The 14795-nt window shown below is 57.5% G+C and carries 19 protein-coding genes; 12 read left to right on the forward strand and 7 right to left on the reverse strand.

From position 1 onward, the window contains the following. Window positions 1-95 precede the first annotated feature (95 nt). The 12 genes from yidD (at window position 96) to ABIL25_02555 (ending at window position 10051) form a co-directional block, all read left to right on the forward strand. Window positions 96-413 carry a membrane protein insertion efficiency factor YidD gene (gene yidD, locus ABIL25_02500; protein ID MEO0081147.1) on the forward strand — a complete coding sequence of 106 codons (318 nt, stop codon included), beginning with the start codon at window positions 96-98 and terminating at the stop codon, window positions 411-413. After that, window positions 410-2029: a membrane protein insertase YidC gene (gene yidC, locus ABIL25_02505; protein MEO0081148.1), complete on the forward strand. Its 1620-nt coding sequence runs from the start codon at window positions 410-412 to the stop codon at window positions 2027-2029. The genes yidD and yidC overlap by 4 nt, the downstream gene beginning before the upstream one ends. A gap of 203 nt (window positions 2030-2232) precedes the next feature. Further along, on the forward strand, window positions 2233-2676 hold the full coding sequence (locus ABIL25_02510; protein MEO0081149.1) for a hypothetical protein: 444 nt from the start codon (window positions 2233-2235) through the stop codon (window positions 2674-2676). Window positions 2677-2824: 148 nt separating this feature from the next. Beyond that, the gene (locus tag ABIL25_02515) at window positions 2825-4426 is read left to right on the forward strand and encodes a tRNA modification GTPase (protein ID MEO0081150.1); all 1602 of its coding nucleotides are present in this window, start codon (window positions 2825-2827) and stop codon (window positions 4424-4426) included. Window positions 4427-4428: 2 nt separating this feature from the next. Next, window positions 4429-4848: a universal stress protein gene (locus ABIL25_02520; protein ID MEO0081151.1), complete on the forward strand. Its 420-nt coding sequence runs from the start codon at window positions 4429-4431 to the stop codon at window positions 4846-4848. Continuing rightward, window positions 4832-5287: a PTS sugar transporter subunit IIA gene (locus tag ABIL25_02525; protein MEO0081152.1), complete on the forward strand. Its 456-nt coding sequence runs from the start codon at window positions 4832-4834 to the stop codon at window positions 5285-5287. The genes ABIL25_02520 and ABIL25_02525 overlap by 17 nt, the downstream gene beginning before the upstream one ends. 4 nt (window positions 5288-5291) lie before the next feature. Continuing rightward, entirely contained in the window at window positions 5292-7049 is a 1758-nt protein-coding gene (gene argS, locus ABIL25_02530) for an arginine--tRNA ligase (GenBank protein ID MEO0081153.1), read from the forward strand. Between the two features lie 61 nt (window positions 7050-7110). Then, entirely contained in the window at window positions 7111-8349 is a 1239-nt protein-coding gene (locus ABIL25_02535; GenBank protein ID MEO0081154.1) for a cysteine desulfurase family protein, read from the forward strand. Further along, window positions 8349-8726, forward strand: a complete 378-nt coding sequence (nifU, locus tag ABIL25_02540; protein MEO0081155.1) for a Fe-S cluster assembly scaffold protein NifU — start codon at window positions 8349-8351, stop codon at window positions 8724-8726. The genes ABIL25_02535 and nifU overlap by 1 nt, the downstream gene beginning before the upstream one ends. Window positions 8727-8943: 217 nt before the next feature. Beyond that, the gene (locus ABIL25_02545) at window positions 8944-9222 is read left to right on the forward strand and encodes a glutaredoxin family protein (protein ID MEO0081156.1); all 279 of its coding nucleotides are present in this window, start codon (window positions 8944-8946) and stop codon (window positions 9220-9222) included. Next, window positions 9219-9749, forward strand: coding sequence for a ferredoxin-thioredoxin reductase catalytic domain-containing protein (locus ABIL25_02550; GenBank protein MEO0081157.1), 531 nt, complete (start codon window positions 9219-9221; stop codon window positions 9747-9749). Before ABIL25_02545 ends, ABIL25_02550 begins: the two co-directional genes overlap by 4 nt. Beyond that, window positions 9746-10051: an MTH1187 family thiamine-binding protein gene (locus tag ABIL25_02555; protein MEO0081158.1), complete on the forward strand. Its 306-nt coding sequence runs from the start codon at window positions 9746-9748 to the stop codon at window positions 10049-10051. Before ABIL25_02550 ends, ABIL25_02555 begins: the two co-directional genes overlap by 4 nt. A 631-nt stretch (window positions 10052-10682) precedes the next feature. Here the strand turns inward: ABIL25_02555 and ABIL25_02560 are convergent. The 7 genes from ABIL25_02560 to ABIL25_02590 all read right to left on the reverse strand — a co-directional run bounded on the left by ABIL25_02560 (window position 10683) and on the right by ABIL25_02590 (window position 14790). Then, window positions 10683-11300 (reverse strand): 4Fe-4S binding protein, encoded by a 618-nt coding sequence (locus tag ABIL25_02560; GenBank protein ID MEO0081159.1) that lies wholly within the window; start codon window positions 11298-11300, stop codon window positions 10683-10685. Then, window positions 11297-11653 (reverse strand): monovalent cation/H(+) antiporter subunit G, encoded by a 357-nt coding sequence (mnhG, locus tag ABIL25_02565; protein MEO0081160.1) that lies wholly within the window; start codon window positions 11651-11653, stop codon window positions 11297-11299. Before mnhG ends, ABIL25_02560 begins: the two co-directional genes overlap by 4 nt. Further along, a complete protein-coding gene (locus ABIL25_02570) occupies window positions 11646-11900 on the reverse strand; it encodes a monovalent cation/H+ antiporter complex subunit F (protein ID MEO0081161.1) in 255 nt (84 codons plus the stop codon). The genes mnhG and ABIL25_02570 overlap by 8 nt, the downstream gene beginning before the upstream one ends. Next, complete coding sequence (locus ABIL25_02575; GenBank protein MEO0081162.1) at window positions 11897-12391, reverse strand: Na+/H+ antiporter subunit E; 495 nt, start codon at window positions 12389-12391, stop codon at window positions 11897-11899. The genes ABIL25_02570 and ABIL25_02575 overlap by 4 nt, the downstream gene beginning before the upstream one ends. A 1-nt stretch (window position 12392) precedes the next feature. Further along, window positions 12393-13901, reverse strand: coding sequence for a proton-conducting transporter membrane subunit (locus tag ABIL25_02580; GenBank protein MEO0081163.1), 1509 nt, complete (start codon window positions 13899-13901; stop codon window positions 12393-12395). A gap of 1 nt (window position 13902) precedes the next feature. Further along, a complete protein-coding gene (locus tag ABIL25_02585) occupies window positions 13903-14241 on the reverse strand; it encodes an NADH-quinone oxidoreductase subunit K (protein ID MEO0081164.1) in 339 nt (112 codons plus the stop codon). 87 nt (window positions 14242-14328) lie between these two features. Continuing rightward, window positions 14329-14790, reverse strand: a complete 462-nt coding sequence (locus tag ABIL25_02590) for an MnhB domain-containing protein (GenBank protein ID MEO0081165.1) — start codon at window positions 14788-14790, stop codon at window positions 14329-14331. Between the last annotated feature and the right edge of the window lie 5 nt (window positions 14791-14795).

A 14795-nucleotide genomic window follows, 5' to 3' on the forward strand; every position in this document is an offset into this window, starting at 1 on the left:
TTTCGACTATGTTATCAGGGTCAGGCCAGAAGCTGGTAGACTTGACTATCAACACCTGACCCACCACCTCCAGTTACTAACAAGGAAACTGAAAGATGATTACTCGGTTAGCTAGGATTGCAATCCGTTCGTACCAGTACACGCTCGGGCTCGTCCTCCCTGATGCCTGTCGGTTCCAACCGACCTGTTCGGAATACGCACTTCAGGCAATAGAGCGGCACGGCGCCGCCGGGCTCTGGCTCGCCCTGCACCGCATCCTGCGCTGTCACCCATGGGGCGGGTACGGCTATGACCCGGTGCCCTCGCCGGCCAATGCGGTTAGAATTGAGCAGTCAGTACCTGGGACGCGCAATGGCCCGACATTGGAGGAGCTGACGATACCGAACGCTTCTTCCCACGCAGAGCAAGAATGAGCAAGGATACCCTGAGGATGGTCATCGGGTTCGTGGTCATCATGGTCATCCTCGTCGCCTGGCAGATGCTGTACCGACCCACACCTAGACCAGCGCCGGCCGAAACGCCGGCTCAGGCCGAGACAGCAAGTGCGAACCCGCCCGGAGCTAATTTGGCGGCGCAACCATCATCGCCTGCTCCCGCTTTTGAGCCTCCCAAGAAACCTTCCCCGTTACTCTCCGGTGCTCCAGTCGCCGAGACAACCTTCGTGCTCGAGAACGACTTTCTCAGGCTTGAGTTCAGCAACGTTGGCGGCGTACTGCGCTCAGCTTGGCTCAAGAAATACCGGGCCGAGCTTGTACCCGAGGGCAACACCATCTTGTCGACGCTTCTGCTCACGAGCAGCGATACTCTCGACCTTTCCGACACCCGCTTGCATGCTACCGCAACTGACTCATCGGTAGTTTTCACCCTCGAAGCAGACAACATAGCCCTCACCAGGAAATTTGTCATCGGTCCTGACTACACCGTTACCCAACAGACTGAACTCTCGGGTGCAACCGGCTTTATCCTTAACGTTGGCGCTGGCATTGCGGTCACCGAGGAAAATGCCAAGGAAGACCTCACCCACTTCCATTTCTTTGTTCGGACCGAGAACAGGGTTCAGCGCATTGCACCCCGAAGCTGCAAGAATCCGCAAATTACCGCCAGAGCTGACTGGGCCGGCCTCAAGTCCAAGTACTTCTTTATTGCCGCGGTGAGTCGGCAGCACGAGTTCCAGTCAACTTGTGTCCAAGCACTTCCGGACGGCCGGCTCGGGTTCACCGCATCTGTCAACGCACCATCAAGTGAATTGCTGTTTTACCTTGGCCCGGTCGAATATCATCGCCTCAAGTCTTTCCACCTCGGCTTCGAAGAAGCGGTCAGTCTTGGCTGGGCAAAGCCTATTGCCCTTGGCATACTGTGGCTGCTCCGTCTTCTCTACCGGGTTTTCCGTAACTGGGGCGTGGCGATTATCATCTTCTCGACAATCATGAAGGCTGCCTTCTACCCGCTGACCAGGTCTCAAACCAGACAGATGCGTCAGATGCAGCTTCTGCAACCAAAACTGAATGAGCTGAAGGTGAAATACAAGGATAACCCTCAGGCCTTGAACCAGGAAACGATGCAGCTCTACAAACTGTACAGAATAAACCCTCTTTCCGGTTGTCTGCCGATGCTCGTTCAGCTCCCAGTTTTCTGGGCCTTATACACCGTACTTCGTTCCTTCGTTGACCTGCGCGGGGCCGGATTCGTGCTCTGGCTCAAGGACCTTTCCCAGCCTGATACGCTTTTCGGTCACCTTCCGTTCCTCGGCAACCCGGCCATAGGACTTCTGCCAATTCTGATGGGTGCCTCTTTCATCGCCCAGAACATGTTGACAACTACAGACAAGAAAAACTGGGCGTTGACCGTCATTTTCCCTATCTTCATAACTGTAATGTTCCTGAACTTTCCAAGTGGATTACAGTTGTACTGGTTTACCTATAATATACTCTCGATTTTGGAGAGCATGATCGGACTGAGAGGAGGAAAGATATGGCTCAGACAAATTCCGAAGAAGGCGCTGCCGTCGGCGGCAGCCGACCAGAAGTAGCAGAGCCACGTGAGGCTTCAGGTGATGTCAGACCAGCAGGTCCTGTTGAACTGCCGGCAACCAGCGACGTCGCTCCACCTGTTTCGACTGCTGACGAAACCGGAGTCCCGCCTCCCCCGACCGCATCCGGACCAACTGAACAGACTACTTCACAATGCCAGTCCCCGGGGCCGTTCAGCCAGCCGCTCCCTGACGAACCGACGATGGTTCGCGAGGTCTTACAGAAGCTGGTCAATCTCATCGGCGTCCGGGCCAAGGTTGATCTGGAGCGACAGCCCGACGGCAGCTACTACTGTAACATCCGAACCCGGCAGTCCTCGGGACTGTTAATCGGTCACCGCGGCAGTACACTCCGCGCACTGCAATATTTGACCCGGACAATTGTACGACAGCACTACCCGGACTGCCCGATAGTGACGGTTGACGTTGGTGGCTACCGGGTACGACGTGAGAACTTCCTATGCAAGAAAGCAACCGCGGTAGCCCGTATCGTGCTCGAAACAAAGCGTGAAATGGCCCTGGATGTACTGACCGAGAAGGAAATGGAAACCGTCGAGCAGGCACTCAAGTCCATATCCGGCATCCGGGTGTACGCGCTCGGCACCGGCCCACGGCGCAACGTCATTATCGCACCGACCGGAGAATGAGAACGCCAACGAACGCACGTTGGCCTAAACCAGACATGACGACCGGCGTTCCGAGCTGCGAAGCACCAACTCAACCTCTAGAGTTCCAATCGGGCCCTACCTGTTGCTTCTGGTTCGCACTTGATTCCGCGTATTGGACACCAGTAAAATGATACGTAGCGACTCGAAGTCCGACACCATCTGCGCTCTGGCTACCCCGCCAGGTACGGGCAGCATTGCAGTCATCCGCATCTCGGGACCAGACACCTTTGCTGTCCTCGATCGCATCTTCTCCGGTCACCGGCCATCGCGTCAGCCATCCCATACCGTGCGTCTCGGCTGGCTGACATATCCAGCCGGCATCCCAGCCCGGGTGCCGGTCACACCAAGACTGCCTTGCACACACGCACTGCGACCGGGCAGCCGCATTGACCAGGTTCTGCTCACTGTTTTCCGAAAACCCCGTTCGTACACTGGCGAGAACATGGCTGAAATCTCGTGCCACGGCGGCATGCTGATTGCCGAGACAATAATCGGGCTTCTGAGACGCCTCGGCTGTCGGCTGGCCGAACCAGGTGAGTTTGCCCGCCGGGCAGTCACTGCCGGCAAACTCACGCTCACCCAGGCCGAAGCCACCCTCGACCTCATCAATGCCCGGAGTCCGACTGCGCTCGCTCGCGCCCTTGAGCAGTATCAGGGCGAACTGTCCCGCAAAGTGCAGCGTCTTACCAGTGAATTGCGTGACCTCTGCGCACTTGCCGAACATCATCTCGGTTTTGAAGAACTTGCCTCAACTTGCCCTCGCGCGCTCGCTGCTGGCACACGTCGTCTGCTCAGACAGCTTGAGCAGCTCATCCGGCAGGTCCGATGCTCATGCTTGCTCAATGGGGGCGCAAGGGTAACTATTGTCGGCCGGCCCAATGTCGGCAAGTCAAGCCTGTTCAACCGGCTGCTTGGACATGACCGCGCCCTGGTCACTTCTGAACCAGGAACCACCCGTGACCGGATCGAGGCCCTGACCATATTCGGCGACGTGCCGGTTACGTTGACCGACACTGCTGGTATTCTCGGGTCATTTGGCACTCTGCGCCGCAAACCAGCGCACACACCAAGTACCGGGGTCCCTTCGGAAGTCAGGGGGAACATCGGACTTCCTGCGTCAGTCGCCGGGACTTCACCCCTGAAGACCCGATTGTTGGGTTCTTCTGCTAAGAGTGATGTCTCCGCAGCTGCCGCTGGTTACGGCCGTTGGACGCACAGCCGTGCTGGCGGTCAACGTTCCGCGGCTGGACGATTGGCGGCCATGCAAACACACGAAGCTCTCACTCAGGCCGACCTCGTTATCGTCGTATTTGACGGCTCGGTGCGGCCGACCGCCGCTGATCAGGAAATCCTCGCTGCGGTCTCGGACCGCCCGGCCATCTTTGTTCTGAACAAACTCGACAAGCCGGGTTGGCGCGAACCAAGTTTTCTCAACGGTCGTCCCAGAGTCGCAGTATCGGCCCTGACCGGCGCGAACATCGGCCGGCTGCGGACTGCGGTTGCCCGCCGACTCCGCATCGCGTCATCACTCACTGCTGCCGGTAACCGGCACCTGGAGTTGTTCAACGAAGCACACGTCGCACTCGGCCGCAGCCTCACCGCAGCCAATGCCGAAACCGCAGCCTTAGAACTGGAAACCGCATTAGCATGCCTGAATCAGATTGACGCACCCCAGGCCGGCGACGGCACGCTCGACCGCATATTTGCGCGTTTCTGTGTTGGTAAGTGAGCATGTTTGACCGTATCTTTCTATATGTCGAGGACCGGACCAGCTCGACCACGGCTGCTGAGCTAGCACTCTCACTGGCCAAGTCGCTCGCTGCCAGGGTCTTCGCTATCGCCGTGATCAACACCGCCGGGTCTATCCAGACCGCGACCCGCCGCAAGAGAATCCCGGACGTTGAGGAAGATGCCTGGCGAATTCTTTACGAGATTGAAGACGACGCCTTTAAACAGGAAGTTAGCATTTCCCTGCTGCTTGACCAAGGCGACCCGCTTGAGCGGCTGCTGGACCTTGCCCGCAGTTACCGAGCAAAACTTATCGTTGCGAGTCCTGCTACACGGCTGCCGCTCGCGGAGTTCGTCCGGCGCAGCCCGGTTCCGGTCGTTTTTGCAAACCTGCCAAGGAGGCATGATGACCAAAATAAGTGAACTCCTCCGCCCCGAAGCGGTCATACTGGACCTGAAGGCGCAGGAGAAGGTCGAGGTAATTCGCGAGCTGTCTAGGCCGCTGCTCGAAGCCGGTGTCGTGACCGACGAGCAGGACTTTTTTGCGGCCATCCTGCGCCGGGAGAACCTTGAGAGTACCGGCATCGGCCTCGGTGTCGCAATCCCCCATGCGCGAACCGCAGCGGTGAAGCAAACTGCGCTTGCCTTCGGCCGGTCAGACAAAGGAGTAGATTTTTCAAGTCTGGACGGCAAACCCTGCCACCTGATATTCCTTATTGCTGCCCACGAAGACAAGAAGACCGAGTATATCATGACTCTGGCCAGAGTTTCCAAGCTGCTACGTAAGGATGAGGTGCGCATTGGTCTGAACAAGGCCAGGACTCCCCAGGAAGTCATCGCTGTGCTGGCACTCCACGAGTAAACGGATGTACGCTCTGGCACGGGCAAGGGAACAGATTGCGGGTCTGCTCCAGCAGCACGGACTTGAGGTCACGGTGGACGACATCCGCACCGCTGAGGCTGACGTCGAGGCAGACATTGCGGTGCCGCTTTTCCGAGTCGCCCGAAAGCACGGCGATAGCCCTCAGTCTCTCGCCGAATCTCTGGCCGGTCGCCTCAACCTGTCCGGAACCATGTTCAAGGCAGCAACGGCACTGCGCGGCTACCTCAACTTCACACTGAACCGCAGCCAGTTCGCCCGCGCCGTCTTCGCGGACTTTGTCCGCCTGCCGGACCGGTACGGCAGTTCAGAAGCTGGTGCGGGCCGGACCATTGTCATTGACTATTCCTCGCCCAACATCGCCAAACCGTTCTCAGTCGGCCACCTCCGCTCAACCGTCATCGGCCAGGCCTTGCGCAACATCTTCGCCTGGCTTGGTTACCGCGTCATCGGCGACAACCACCTGGGCGACTGGGGGACGCAGTTCGGCAAGCTACTCTGTGCCTTTGCCCGGTGGGGCCAAGAGGCAGAACTGGCTGCAGACCCGACCGGCCATCTTCTCGCCCTGTACGTCCGGTTCCACGACGAAGCCCAGCGCAACCCCGAGCTTGAGGCCGAAGCCCGGAACTGGTTCCGCCGGCTCGAAGTCGGTGAACCTGAAGTACGTGCGACTTGGCAACGGTTCGTCGCACTCAGCTCAGCCGAGTTTCAGCGCATCTACGAACGCCTCGGAGTGACATTTGACCAGACGCTGGGCGAAAGTTTCTACCAGGACCGCCTTGAAGGCGTGGTCCGGCGCGCGCTGGAGCGTGGCATAGCCCGGCGGGAGAAGCCACTCGAACCGGTCCGCACCGGTGATGATGAGCGACTGACCGACGAAACCGTCGTACTGATTCCGCTCGAACAGTATGGCATCAAGGTCCCGCTCATCCTCCAGAAGTCAGACGGTACGAGTCTGTACGCTACCCGCGAAATTGCCTGTGTCGAATACCGGATTGAAACCTGGCAACCGGAGAAGATTCTGTACGTAGTCGGCAACGAGCAAGAGCTCTACTTCAGACAACTCAACGCGGCGCTCAAGCTTCTCGGCTACGACACACCGTGTGTCCATGTAAACTTCGGACTCGTGCGTCTGGCCGAAGGTCGGATGTCCACCCGTGAGGGACGCGTGGTTCTGTTGCAGAGCGTCATGGACGAAGCAGTACGCCGGGCCCGCTCAGTCCTTACCGAACGAGCCATGACCGAAGCAGAAAAGGACCGGGTCGCGGAAATCGTTGGCATTGCCGCAATCAAGTACGCCGACCTTTCTCAAAACCGGGTCAAGGAAGTAGTCTTTGACTGGAACCGGATGCTCGCGCTCGACGGTGATTCTGCCCCGTACCTACTCTATGCCCACACCCGGTGCTGTTCCATTCTCCGCAAAGCTCAGACTGCCGGGCAAACCTTAGGTGAACCATCGGAAATCGGTCACCATCCATCGGCAGAGGAGTTCAGCCTTATTCTGGATATCGCCCAGTTCCCGGATGTGGTCGCGGCCGCAGCCTCGACCTATGAGCCCCACCGTATCGCTAACCACCTGTATCGCCTGGCCCAGGACTTCTCCGTATTCTACAATAAGGTCCCTGTGCTCAGGGCCCAGACTAACGAGCTTGCTGCCGCCCGACTCAACCTTGTCCGGATGACTGCCACAGTACTGAAGATCGGCCTCGGCCTTCTCGGCATTGAAGCACCTGAACGGATGTAGGCAACTTGACCCGAGAACCCTTAGCCCCTTGTTCCGTGTCAAACAAACGTAGCTAAGAGAAATGCGCCGAGTGAATCTCGACCATGCTGCGGCTTCGCCGCTGCTGCCAGAAGCCCTGGAAGCAATGATGCCTTTCTTTACAGAACACTTCGGTAACCCTCAGAGTATCCACAGCCTCGGCCACAAGCCGCAGGAAGCAATCGAAAGTGCTCGCGGCCAAGTAGCAAGCCTGATCAACGCCTCGCCGGCCGAAATCATCTTCACCGCATCGGCATCGGAAAGTAACAATCTCGCGCTCAAAGGTCTGACTGGAGCAGCCCAGGGCACGCGACCAAAAACCGGGAGCCCAAAGGGTCATATCATCGTTTCCGCGATCGAACACCCGTCCGTGCAAAAACCGGTACAGACGCTTGCCAGTTCGGGTTTCGAGGTCACCGAACTGAAGGTTGACAAGCACGGTCTCGTTGAGCCCGAGGACCTGGACAAGGCCATTAGGCCCGATACGGTGCTCGTTTCGGTGATGCACGCAAATAACGAAGTTGGCACTATTGAACCGTTGGCTGAGCTTGCCCGTGTCTGCCACCGGCACAATGTGCTGTTTCATTCCGACGGCACCGCTGCAGTCGGCCGTATTCCGGTTGACGTCCACAAGCTGGGCTTGGACAGCTACTCCTTCTCGGCCCAGTCATTCTACGGGCCTAAGGGCGCGGCAGCGCTCTTTGTCAAGGCCGGGCACCGACTCCATCCGCTGATCGAAGGCGGTGTGCAGGAACAGGCCCGGCGGGCTGGTACCGAGAACGTCCCGGCCATTGTCGGTATGGGTAGGGCAGCGGAAATTGCCCGCCAGAACATGGCTTACTGGGCTGCGACCATGAAAACGCTAAGTGTGCGGCTAGTTGCAATGCTTTCTGAGAAGCTCGATCATATCATTTTCACCGGCCATGCGGAGCAGCGTCTGCCTGGCCATGTTAGCTTCTGCGTTGAGTTCGTCGAAGGCGAAGCGATGCTTCTACTTCTTGATGATGCGGGCATTGTCGCTGCCTCGGGCTCGGCCTGCACCGCCAAGACACTGAAAGCATCGCACGTGCTGCTCGCCATGGGTCTGCCCCATGCTATTGCCCAATCGTCGCTTGTGCTGACAATGGGCAAGGATACGACCATGGAAGATGTGAACTACTTTCTTGAAACGTTCCCGCCCATCGTCAAACGGCTGCGGGCCATGTCGCCACTCTACGCAAAGCTCCTCAAAGGCGAAGACCCCTACAGGACCGAGAAAGAGTTCGGTCATGGAGGCCATTGATGTATTCTGAGAAAGTAATGGAACATTTCCGCAACCCGCGGAACGTCGGTGAAATCGAGAATGCCGACGGCAGAGGCGAAGTCGGCAACCCGGTCTGCGGCGACATGATGACATTCTACATCAAAGTCAAGGACGGCATTATCGAGGACGTCAAGTTCAAAACCTTCGGCTGTGGCGCAGCCATCGCCGTCTCCTCAATGGTGTCCGAGATGGCCATCGGCAAGACCATCGAGGAAGCACTGAAGATTACCAACGCCGACGTCGCCAAGGAACTCGGCGGTCTGCCGCCAAACAAGCTGCACTGCTCCAACCTTGGTGCCGATGCGCTGCACGCCGCAATCAGAGACTACCTGGCAAGACAGAAGGGGACGGCATGAAACCAGAATCTCACCCGAGCAGACATAACCCAAGTTCACAGGTTTTTCCCTGCATCTGCCCGTACTGTGGCGAGCAAGTCGGCCCCCGAACTGAGTGGTGCCGTCCGTGCGGAATCAGAATCACCTATTGCACCGAGTGCGGCAAACCCTTGCCGAAGGACGCCGCATCCTGCCCGGAGTGTAACACAACAAGACCAAAGGAAAGGAGAGCAGAACAGTGAACTTCACCCACGTGCCCGGTACCAACAATAAACACAAGGTAACGCTGTATGCACTATCTACCTGCGGCTGGTGCCGCAAGACCAAGGAACTACTGGACTCGCAGAACGTAGAGTACGACTACATCTACGTAGATCAGTGTCAAGGCGAGGAACGAACCAGGGCTACCGCTGCGGTGCGGGAGTTGAACCCGCGCGGCTCGTTTCCGACGCTCAAGATTGACGACGAAGTTGTTGCCGGGTTCGACGAAGAACGTATCCTGGAGCTTCTAGCATGAGTCAAACCGCAAAGTACCCACCTGAAGTCAATACGCTTTACGAACGTTTGAAGCGCGAGGCTGAAGCAGGAGGCTACACCTTGAATCCAGACAAGGAATTCACCCTCAGTCTTGTCCAGGGCCTTATTGACAACGAAAAGCGCTTCGGCTACATGGCCTGTCCCTGCCGCCTTGCCTATGGTGAGAAGGACAAGGACATAGACATCATCTGTCCCTGCTACTACCGGGATCAGGACCTTGAGGAGTTCGGTGCATGCTACTGCTGTCTGTACGTCAATGAGGATTGGACCAGTGGCCGAAAACCCCACAAGAGCATTCCTGACCGCCGGCCGCCTGAGTTCGTGCTCAGCGGCTTCTCCGAACCTGCTGCGTCAATTGAGACCACCGGAACCTCCAAATCCATTGGCCCTCTTCCTTATCCGGTCTGGCGCTGCAAAGTCTGTGGATACCTTGCGGCCCGCAACGAGCCACCCGGAGTTTGTCCGGTGTGCAAGGCCAAGAAGGACCGTTTCGAGCGATTTATATGACCCCCAGACCAATCGTTGAGTTCTCGGTCGTGCCGGTCGGCACCGGCTCAACCAGCGTGAGCCATTACGTCCGGGTTGCTCACGACATTGTTAAACAGAGTGGCCTCGACCACCAGTTGAACCCAATGGGCACCTGCCTGCAGGGCGACTGGGACAAGATTTTTGCAACCATTAGAAAAGTTCACGACACCCTGGCAACAATGGGCTGCGGCCGGATTGTCACGACCATCAAGATTGACGACCGAAGAGATAAGGACCGCCCGATGCAGGCCAAGGTTGACCGGGTCCTGAAGTCGGACTGACAGGAAACCCAGCCTGCACTTGCCCTGCCCGTGACCAGGCGGCCTTGGCAAACTTCGTCTTGCCACGAACTTTCAGGCAAGACCACAGAACGATACCACCCCCATTCTCACGGTACCAGACCATGGCTAGTCGGCTTGACCGAAGCGGCACAAGCGGATGTAAGCGCTTGAAAAACAGCATGATGCGTCACGGAGGGTAGTGCATCCGAAACGGTGATGAGCACGCAGGCAGGGGGTGACCCAGTGACCCAGGGAGTGACTCCCCACCCCAGAGGGGTTCTCAAACACGGGCTGAGATGTACAGTCAGCCGGATTCTGAAGTTAGGATTAGGACAATGACTTACGCGGTCTGTCAACTGTCCTACAAGTCGGAACCTGAGATGGTTTGTCACAATCCGTATCACCAAGTGCGCGACAGACCTCTTGAACTTGGCTCTGACTTGTTGGCTGAAAGTATGTTTCACAGGCACTATCAGTCGTACGGTCAAGCCCTGATGAGTTCAGGCTTCAGCCGAAGCACAAGTTCGGACTTCAGGTTACGAATCAGCGGGGCAACAACGAATATGAGCAGGACAAGTGTGGAACTCTAATCAGGACTGCGTGGTAGGACTTCCGTGGCTGTCTGGCTGTGCTAATAACCCCACTGCTCAGTGAGGTAAACCCGGCGCCGGCATTCCGGACACAGGATGCGCATCGTGCCCGACCGATAAGGCAGTTCCATAGCGCGGGCCTGAGCTGACCCGGCTGCCAGCCCGAGGTATTCGTACCGGGCAAGGAACAATGTCGGGTTGGCGCTGGCCAAGTCACCGACGCGGTTTGCAATCCATACCAGATGCTCTTTCGCTGCGAACGGCTCACCGCAGCACTCGCAGTAAGCCAGCTCCTTTTCAACTTCGGTCTGCCAGTCTGGGCTGCGCTCGGTGCGCGCCAAGTCGAACTCGGGCGTGTGATAGATACCTTCTCGGGTCGTGCAGTAGAGCACGCACTGGCCGCAATAGATGCACCGCTCAGCGTGGTGGATATTGCGCAGTACACCCTTTACGCGGTCCACAACCATCTCGCGGGCATTGGTCGGGCAGACCCGCACGCACGCGCCACAGCCGATGCACTTTTCCGGCCGGAACTTGATGATGCCCCGGAAGTTGGGATGGACTGAATCTACCTTCTCCGGAAACTTGGTTGTGAACGGCCCGGCGAATAGCGCCCGGATTGCCTCGCCCAGTTCGCGCAGCTTGGGAAGCGGAATCATTCGTCTTCTCCGCCGATGATGCTTGTACCTCCGCGGTCCTGGGTGAACTCGTCCTTGATCGTCTTCTTCCACAGCTTGATCCCAAAAATCAGCGAGCCGCGGGAGAGGGCGTGCGACGCCACCGGCAGGTTGATAAGCACAAACAGCACACAAACCAGCGCCTTGATGCCAAGCGCCGTAAAACCGTTGATAAGGAAGATTCCGAAAAGAATGCCACACGCACCGAGTGTCACACTCTTAGTCGTGGACTGCATCCGGTTGTAAACGTCCGGGAACCGTACCATGCCTAAACAGCCAAGCACATTGAACAGCACCCCACCGACGATGAACACCCAGCCCAGAGTGTCAATCATCGAGACTCCTTCCTTCCAGATACTTGGCAAGCGCAAGGGTCGCGACAAATGATATCACTGCCAATGCGATCGAAAGGTCGAGTAGGTAGGCCAGGTTGTAGCGTAAGGCCATCAAGGCAGTGATGCTGGTAAAAATAACCGCCATCACGTCAACTGCCATCACCCGGTCCGATATCGAGGGACCGCGCAGCGCTCGATAAAGGCAGAAGAACGCACCCAGCACGAGCAACACCAGCAGTATCGTCATTCGAATATCCTCGCAAGAAGTTTCTCAAATGGCCCTTTGATCATCCTGCCCGCAACCTCCGGGTCATCGGTTCTCACGTCAATCCAGTGGATGTAGAGCACGTCGTCTTTGATTTCGACCGTCATCGTGCCCGGGGTCAGGGTAATTGAATTGGCAAGAAACGTCCGAGCAATATCGGACTTGAGGCTGGTGCGAATCTTAATGATTCCCGGTCTGAGCACAAGCCCGGGCGAAAGCACACGCATCGCCACATCTACATTCGCCTTGAGACACGCCCAAGCAAACACCGGAACATAGACAAGCAGCCAGAACCAGCGCACCGGGTTCAAGAGTTTGACCGGCTGTACCGGCAGTTCGCGACCGAACCACAAAGCGGCGATGAGACTCATCACTGCACCGGCGACGAGCGTAGCCGGGTTCATCGTCCAGGTCAACAGCATCCATATCGCCATAGCACCAACCCAGTAGGCCACAGCCCGCGCCGTCTTCACCCTAACCTCCAAGCACCAGCTTCGCGTATCCAAGCCCGTGGAACAGCACCGATGCCGCTGGTGCCACTACCCAGTCCAGTATCGGCTTGAACCCGACGCCAAATGCAATCGCCAGACCGACAAGGATGAACAGTGCCAGTAGAATCAGCCGGGGCGATTCACGAACCGGTTCGGTTGCTACGGTCCCCGGCTGGTGGAACATGCGGTTAATGACCTTGAGCAGGTACCCAAGTGTCACGACCGAGAAGAGCGCGGCCAGCACTGCCATCCAGTACAGCTTGGCCGCAACTGCGCCGAGAATAATGAACAGCTTGGAGAAGAAACCGGCAAAAGGCGGTACACCGGCAAGTGACAACGCACCCACAATGTAGGACCAGGTTGTAACCGGCATCGCCTTCTCAAGTCCGGAAAGCTTGTTGATGTCCCGGGTACCGGTCTGGAGCTCGATTGAACGCGAGGCCAGGAACAAGAGCCCTTTGGCGAGCGCGTGACTCAGCACATGGAACAGCGCACCGACCACACCCCAGTAATTGCCGATGCCCAGTCCCAAAAGAATGTATCCAACCTGGCCGATTGAGGAGTAAGCGAGCAGCCGCTTGTAGTTCGACTGATTCAGGGCCAGGAGCGCGCCGACGATAATCGAGACTATCCCGAATCCGACGAGCATGTTGAACAATCCCGGTGCATTGATGCGATTCAGCCCGAAAACGTTGAACACCACCCGGCTCATCGCATACACGCCGACGACCTTGCTGAACACACCCGCCAGCACCGCGGCAACCGGCGCGGGTGCGGACAGGTACGCGTCTGGCATCCAGGAATGGAACGGTACCATCGCCATCTTGATGGCAAATCCGACAAGCATCGTGGCCAGGACAAACCAGTAGAAAGGCGTCCGGGTCAGGCTTTCGAGCACCCGGGACATGTCGGCCATGTTCAGGGTCGAGGCCCGGGCATAGAGCAGCGCAATCGAAAAAAGGATGACAAGGCTGCCAATCTCGGCCATGACCATGTACTTGAACCCGGCCTCGGTCTCACCCGCACCTGTTCCGAACGCCACCAGCGCATAGGACGATATTGCCGAAATCTCGATGAACACAAACATGTTGAACATGTCGCCCGAAATTGCCACGCCGTTCATTCCGACAAGCATCAGCATGAACAGGGTGTAGTACTTCCAGCGACCCGTGAACTGGTCAAGATAACGCAGGGAGAAAAGCAGTGCCGGGAACCCAACCAGGTTCGCCACAAGCACAACGAGCGCGGTCAGGGAATCGTAAACGAGCACGATACCGAACTGCTGCGGCCAGTTGCCCATCCGATATACCAGCCCCGGCGCCCCTGATGAAAGCAGCACCAGACCGTACACCGACAGGCCAACGAGCAATGCACCAACTAGGTTACCGATGAGGTCCGCAAATCCCTTCCACACCCGGGAAAGCAGGGGTATCAGGAAGGCACCGGCCAGTGGCAGCACCACGAAAAGTGGAACGAATCGCTCGTACATCATATCACCCGCGCAGCCGTCTGATCTCGGTAATGTCGAACGTCTTGTACTTCTCGTAGATTCTCATCGCCAGCGCAAGCATCAGCGCCGTCGTCGCCAAGCCGATGACAATCGCCGTCAGGACCAGCGCCTGAGGTAGCGGGTCAACAAAGTTCTTGCGCATTGCGAGCCCGGTCACAATCGGCGCAATCGCACCCTGCTTGAACCCAACAAGGGCGAAAAACAGGTTTATCGAGTACTCCATCAGGCTGAACCCGATTATCATCTTGATGAGATTCCGCTTCAGTACGACCGCGTACAACCCCACCAGAAAGAGCAGCACGCAAGCCAGGTATGGAATCATCACTTACGTCCTTTCAGTCCTGTCCATCCGGCCATCTGGTTCCCACGACCGGTTGGACCGTGATGCTTGCGAATCGGTCATTTCCGGTTACTCCTCCATCACAAACCGCGAAGCACCAAGCGCCAGGAAGATCGCGAACAACCCGGCTCCGACCTTGATGCCGATGGCGATGTTGGCTAAAGGAATCGTGCCCGCGCTCACCAGCGAAAGCGGCCGACCGACCCAGAACCAGACGTTGTTCAGGAACGACACGCCGGCCAGATACCCCGCAAGACCGATGGATATGAACATAAGTCCGCCGACACTCTCGAATATTGAGGAGAAAGTGTAGCGATGCTGCTCAACGTTCTCGACCGAGCCGAAGGCAAGCGAAACGAGGATAAAGGAACCAGCAACCAAGACTCCACCGGCAAAACCTCCGCCCGGGGTCAGATGCCCGTGCAGAACGATGTACCAGCCATAGAGGAATAGCATTCCGGAAACCAGCCGCGCAATCGTCTGGACAATAGCCGACATGCCGCGGCGCTCCGGTTGTCCAGTTCCTGCCATCTCTC

This window comes from candidate division WOR-3 bacterium, from assembly GCA_039801365.1.
Lineage (GTDB): Bacteria > Hydrothermota > Tepidihabitantia > Tepidihabitantales > Tepidihabitantaceae > JBDRUN01.

Coding starts and splice junctions, on each gene's coding strand:
- yidD (MEO0081147.1), top strand. CDS start 96: ATGATTACTCGGTTAGCTAGGATTGCAATCCGTTCGTACCAGTACACG.
- yidC (MEO0081148.1), top strand. CDS start 410: ATGAGCAAGGATACCCTGAGGATGGTCATCGGGTTCGTGGTCATCATG.
- ABIL25_02510 (MEO0081149.1), top strand. CDS start 2,233: ATGGTTCGCGAGGTCTTACAGAAGCTGGTCAATCTCATCGGCGTCCGG.
- ABIL25_02515 (MEO0081150.1), top strand. CDS start 2,825: ATGATACGTAGCGACTCGAAGTCCGACACCATCTGCGCTCTGGCTACC.
- ABIL25_02520 (MEO0081151.1), top strand. CDS start 4,429: ATGTTTGACCGTATCTTTCTATATGTCGAGGACCGGACCAGCTCGACC.
- ABIL25_02525 (MEO0081152.1), top strand. CDS start 4,832: ATGACCAAAATAAGTGAACTCCTCCGCCCCGAAGCGGTCATACTGGAC.
- argS (MEO0081153.1), top strand. CDS start 5,292: ATGTACGCTCTGGCACGGGCAAGGGAACAGATTGCGGGTCTGCTCCAG.
- ABIL25_02535 (MEO0081154.1), top strand. CDS start 7,111: ATGCGCCGAGTGAATCTCGACCATGCTGCGGCTTCGCCGCTGCTGCCA.
- nifU (MEO0081155.1), top strand. CDS start 8,349: ATGTATTCTGAGAAAGTAATGGAACATTTCCGCAACCCGCGGAACGTC.
- ABIL25_02550 (MEO0081157.1), top strand. CDS start 9,219: ATGAGTCAAACCGCAAAGTACCCACCTGAAGTCAATACGCTTTACGAA.
- ABIL25_02555 (MEO0081158.1), top strand. CDS start 9,746: ATGACCCCCAGACCAATCGTTGAGTTCTCGGTCGTGCCGGTCGGCACC.
- ABIL25_02560 (MEO0081159.1), bottom strand. CDS start 11,300: ATGATTCCGCTTCCCAAGCTGCGCGAACTGGGCGAGGCAATCCGGGCG.
- mnhG (MEO0081160.1), bottom strand. CDS start 11,653: ATGATTGACACTCTGGGCTGGGTGTTCATCGTCGGTGGGGTGCTGTTC.
- ABIL25_02570 (MEO0081161.1), bottom strand. CDS start 11,900: ATGACGATACTGCTGGTGTTGCTCGTGCTGGGTGCGTTCTTCTGCCTT.
- ABIL25_02580 (MEO0081163.1), bottom strand. CDS start 13,901: ATGATGTACGAGCGATTCGTTCCACTTTTCGTGGTGCTGCCACTGGCC.
- ABIL25_02585 (MEO0081164.1), bottom strand. CDS start 14,241: ATGATTCCATACCTGGCTTGCGTGCTGCTCTTTCTGGTGGGGTTGTAC.
- ABIL25_02590 (MEO0081165.1), bottom strand. CDS start 14,790: ATGGCAGGAACTGGACAACCGGAGCGCCGCGGCATGTCGGCTATTGTC.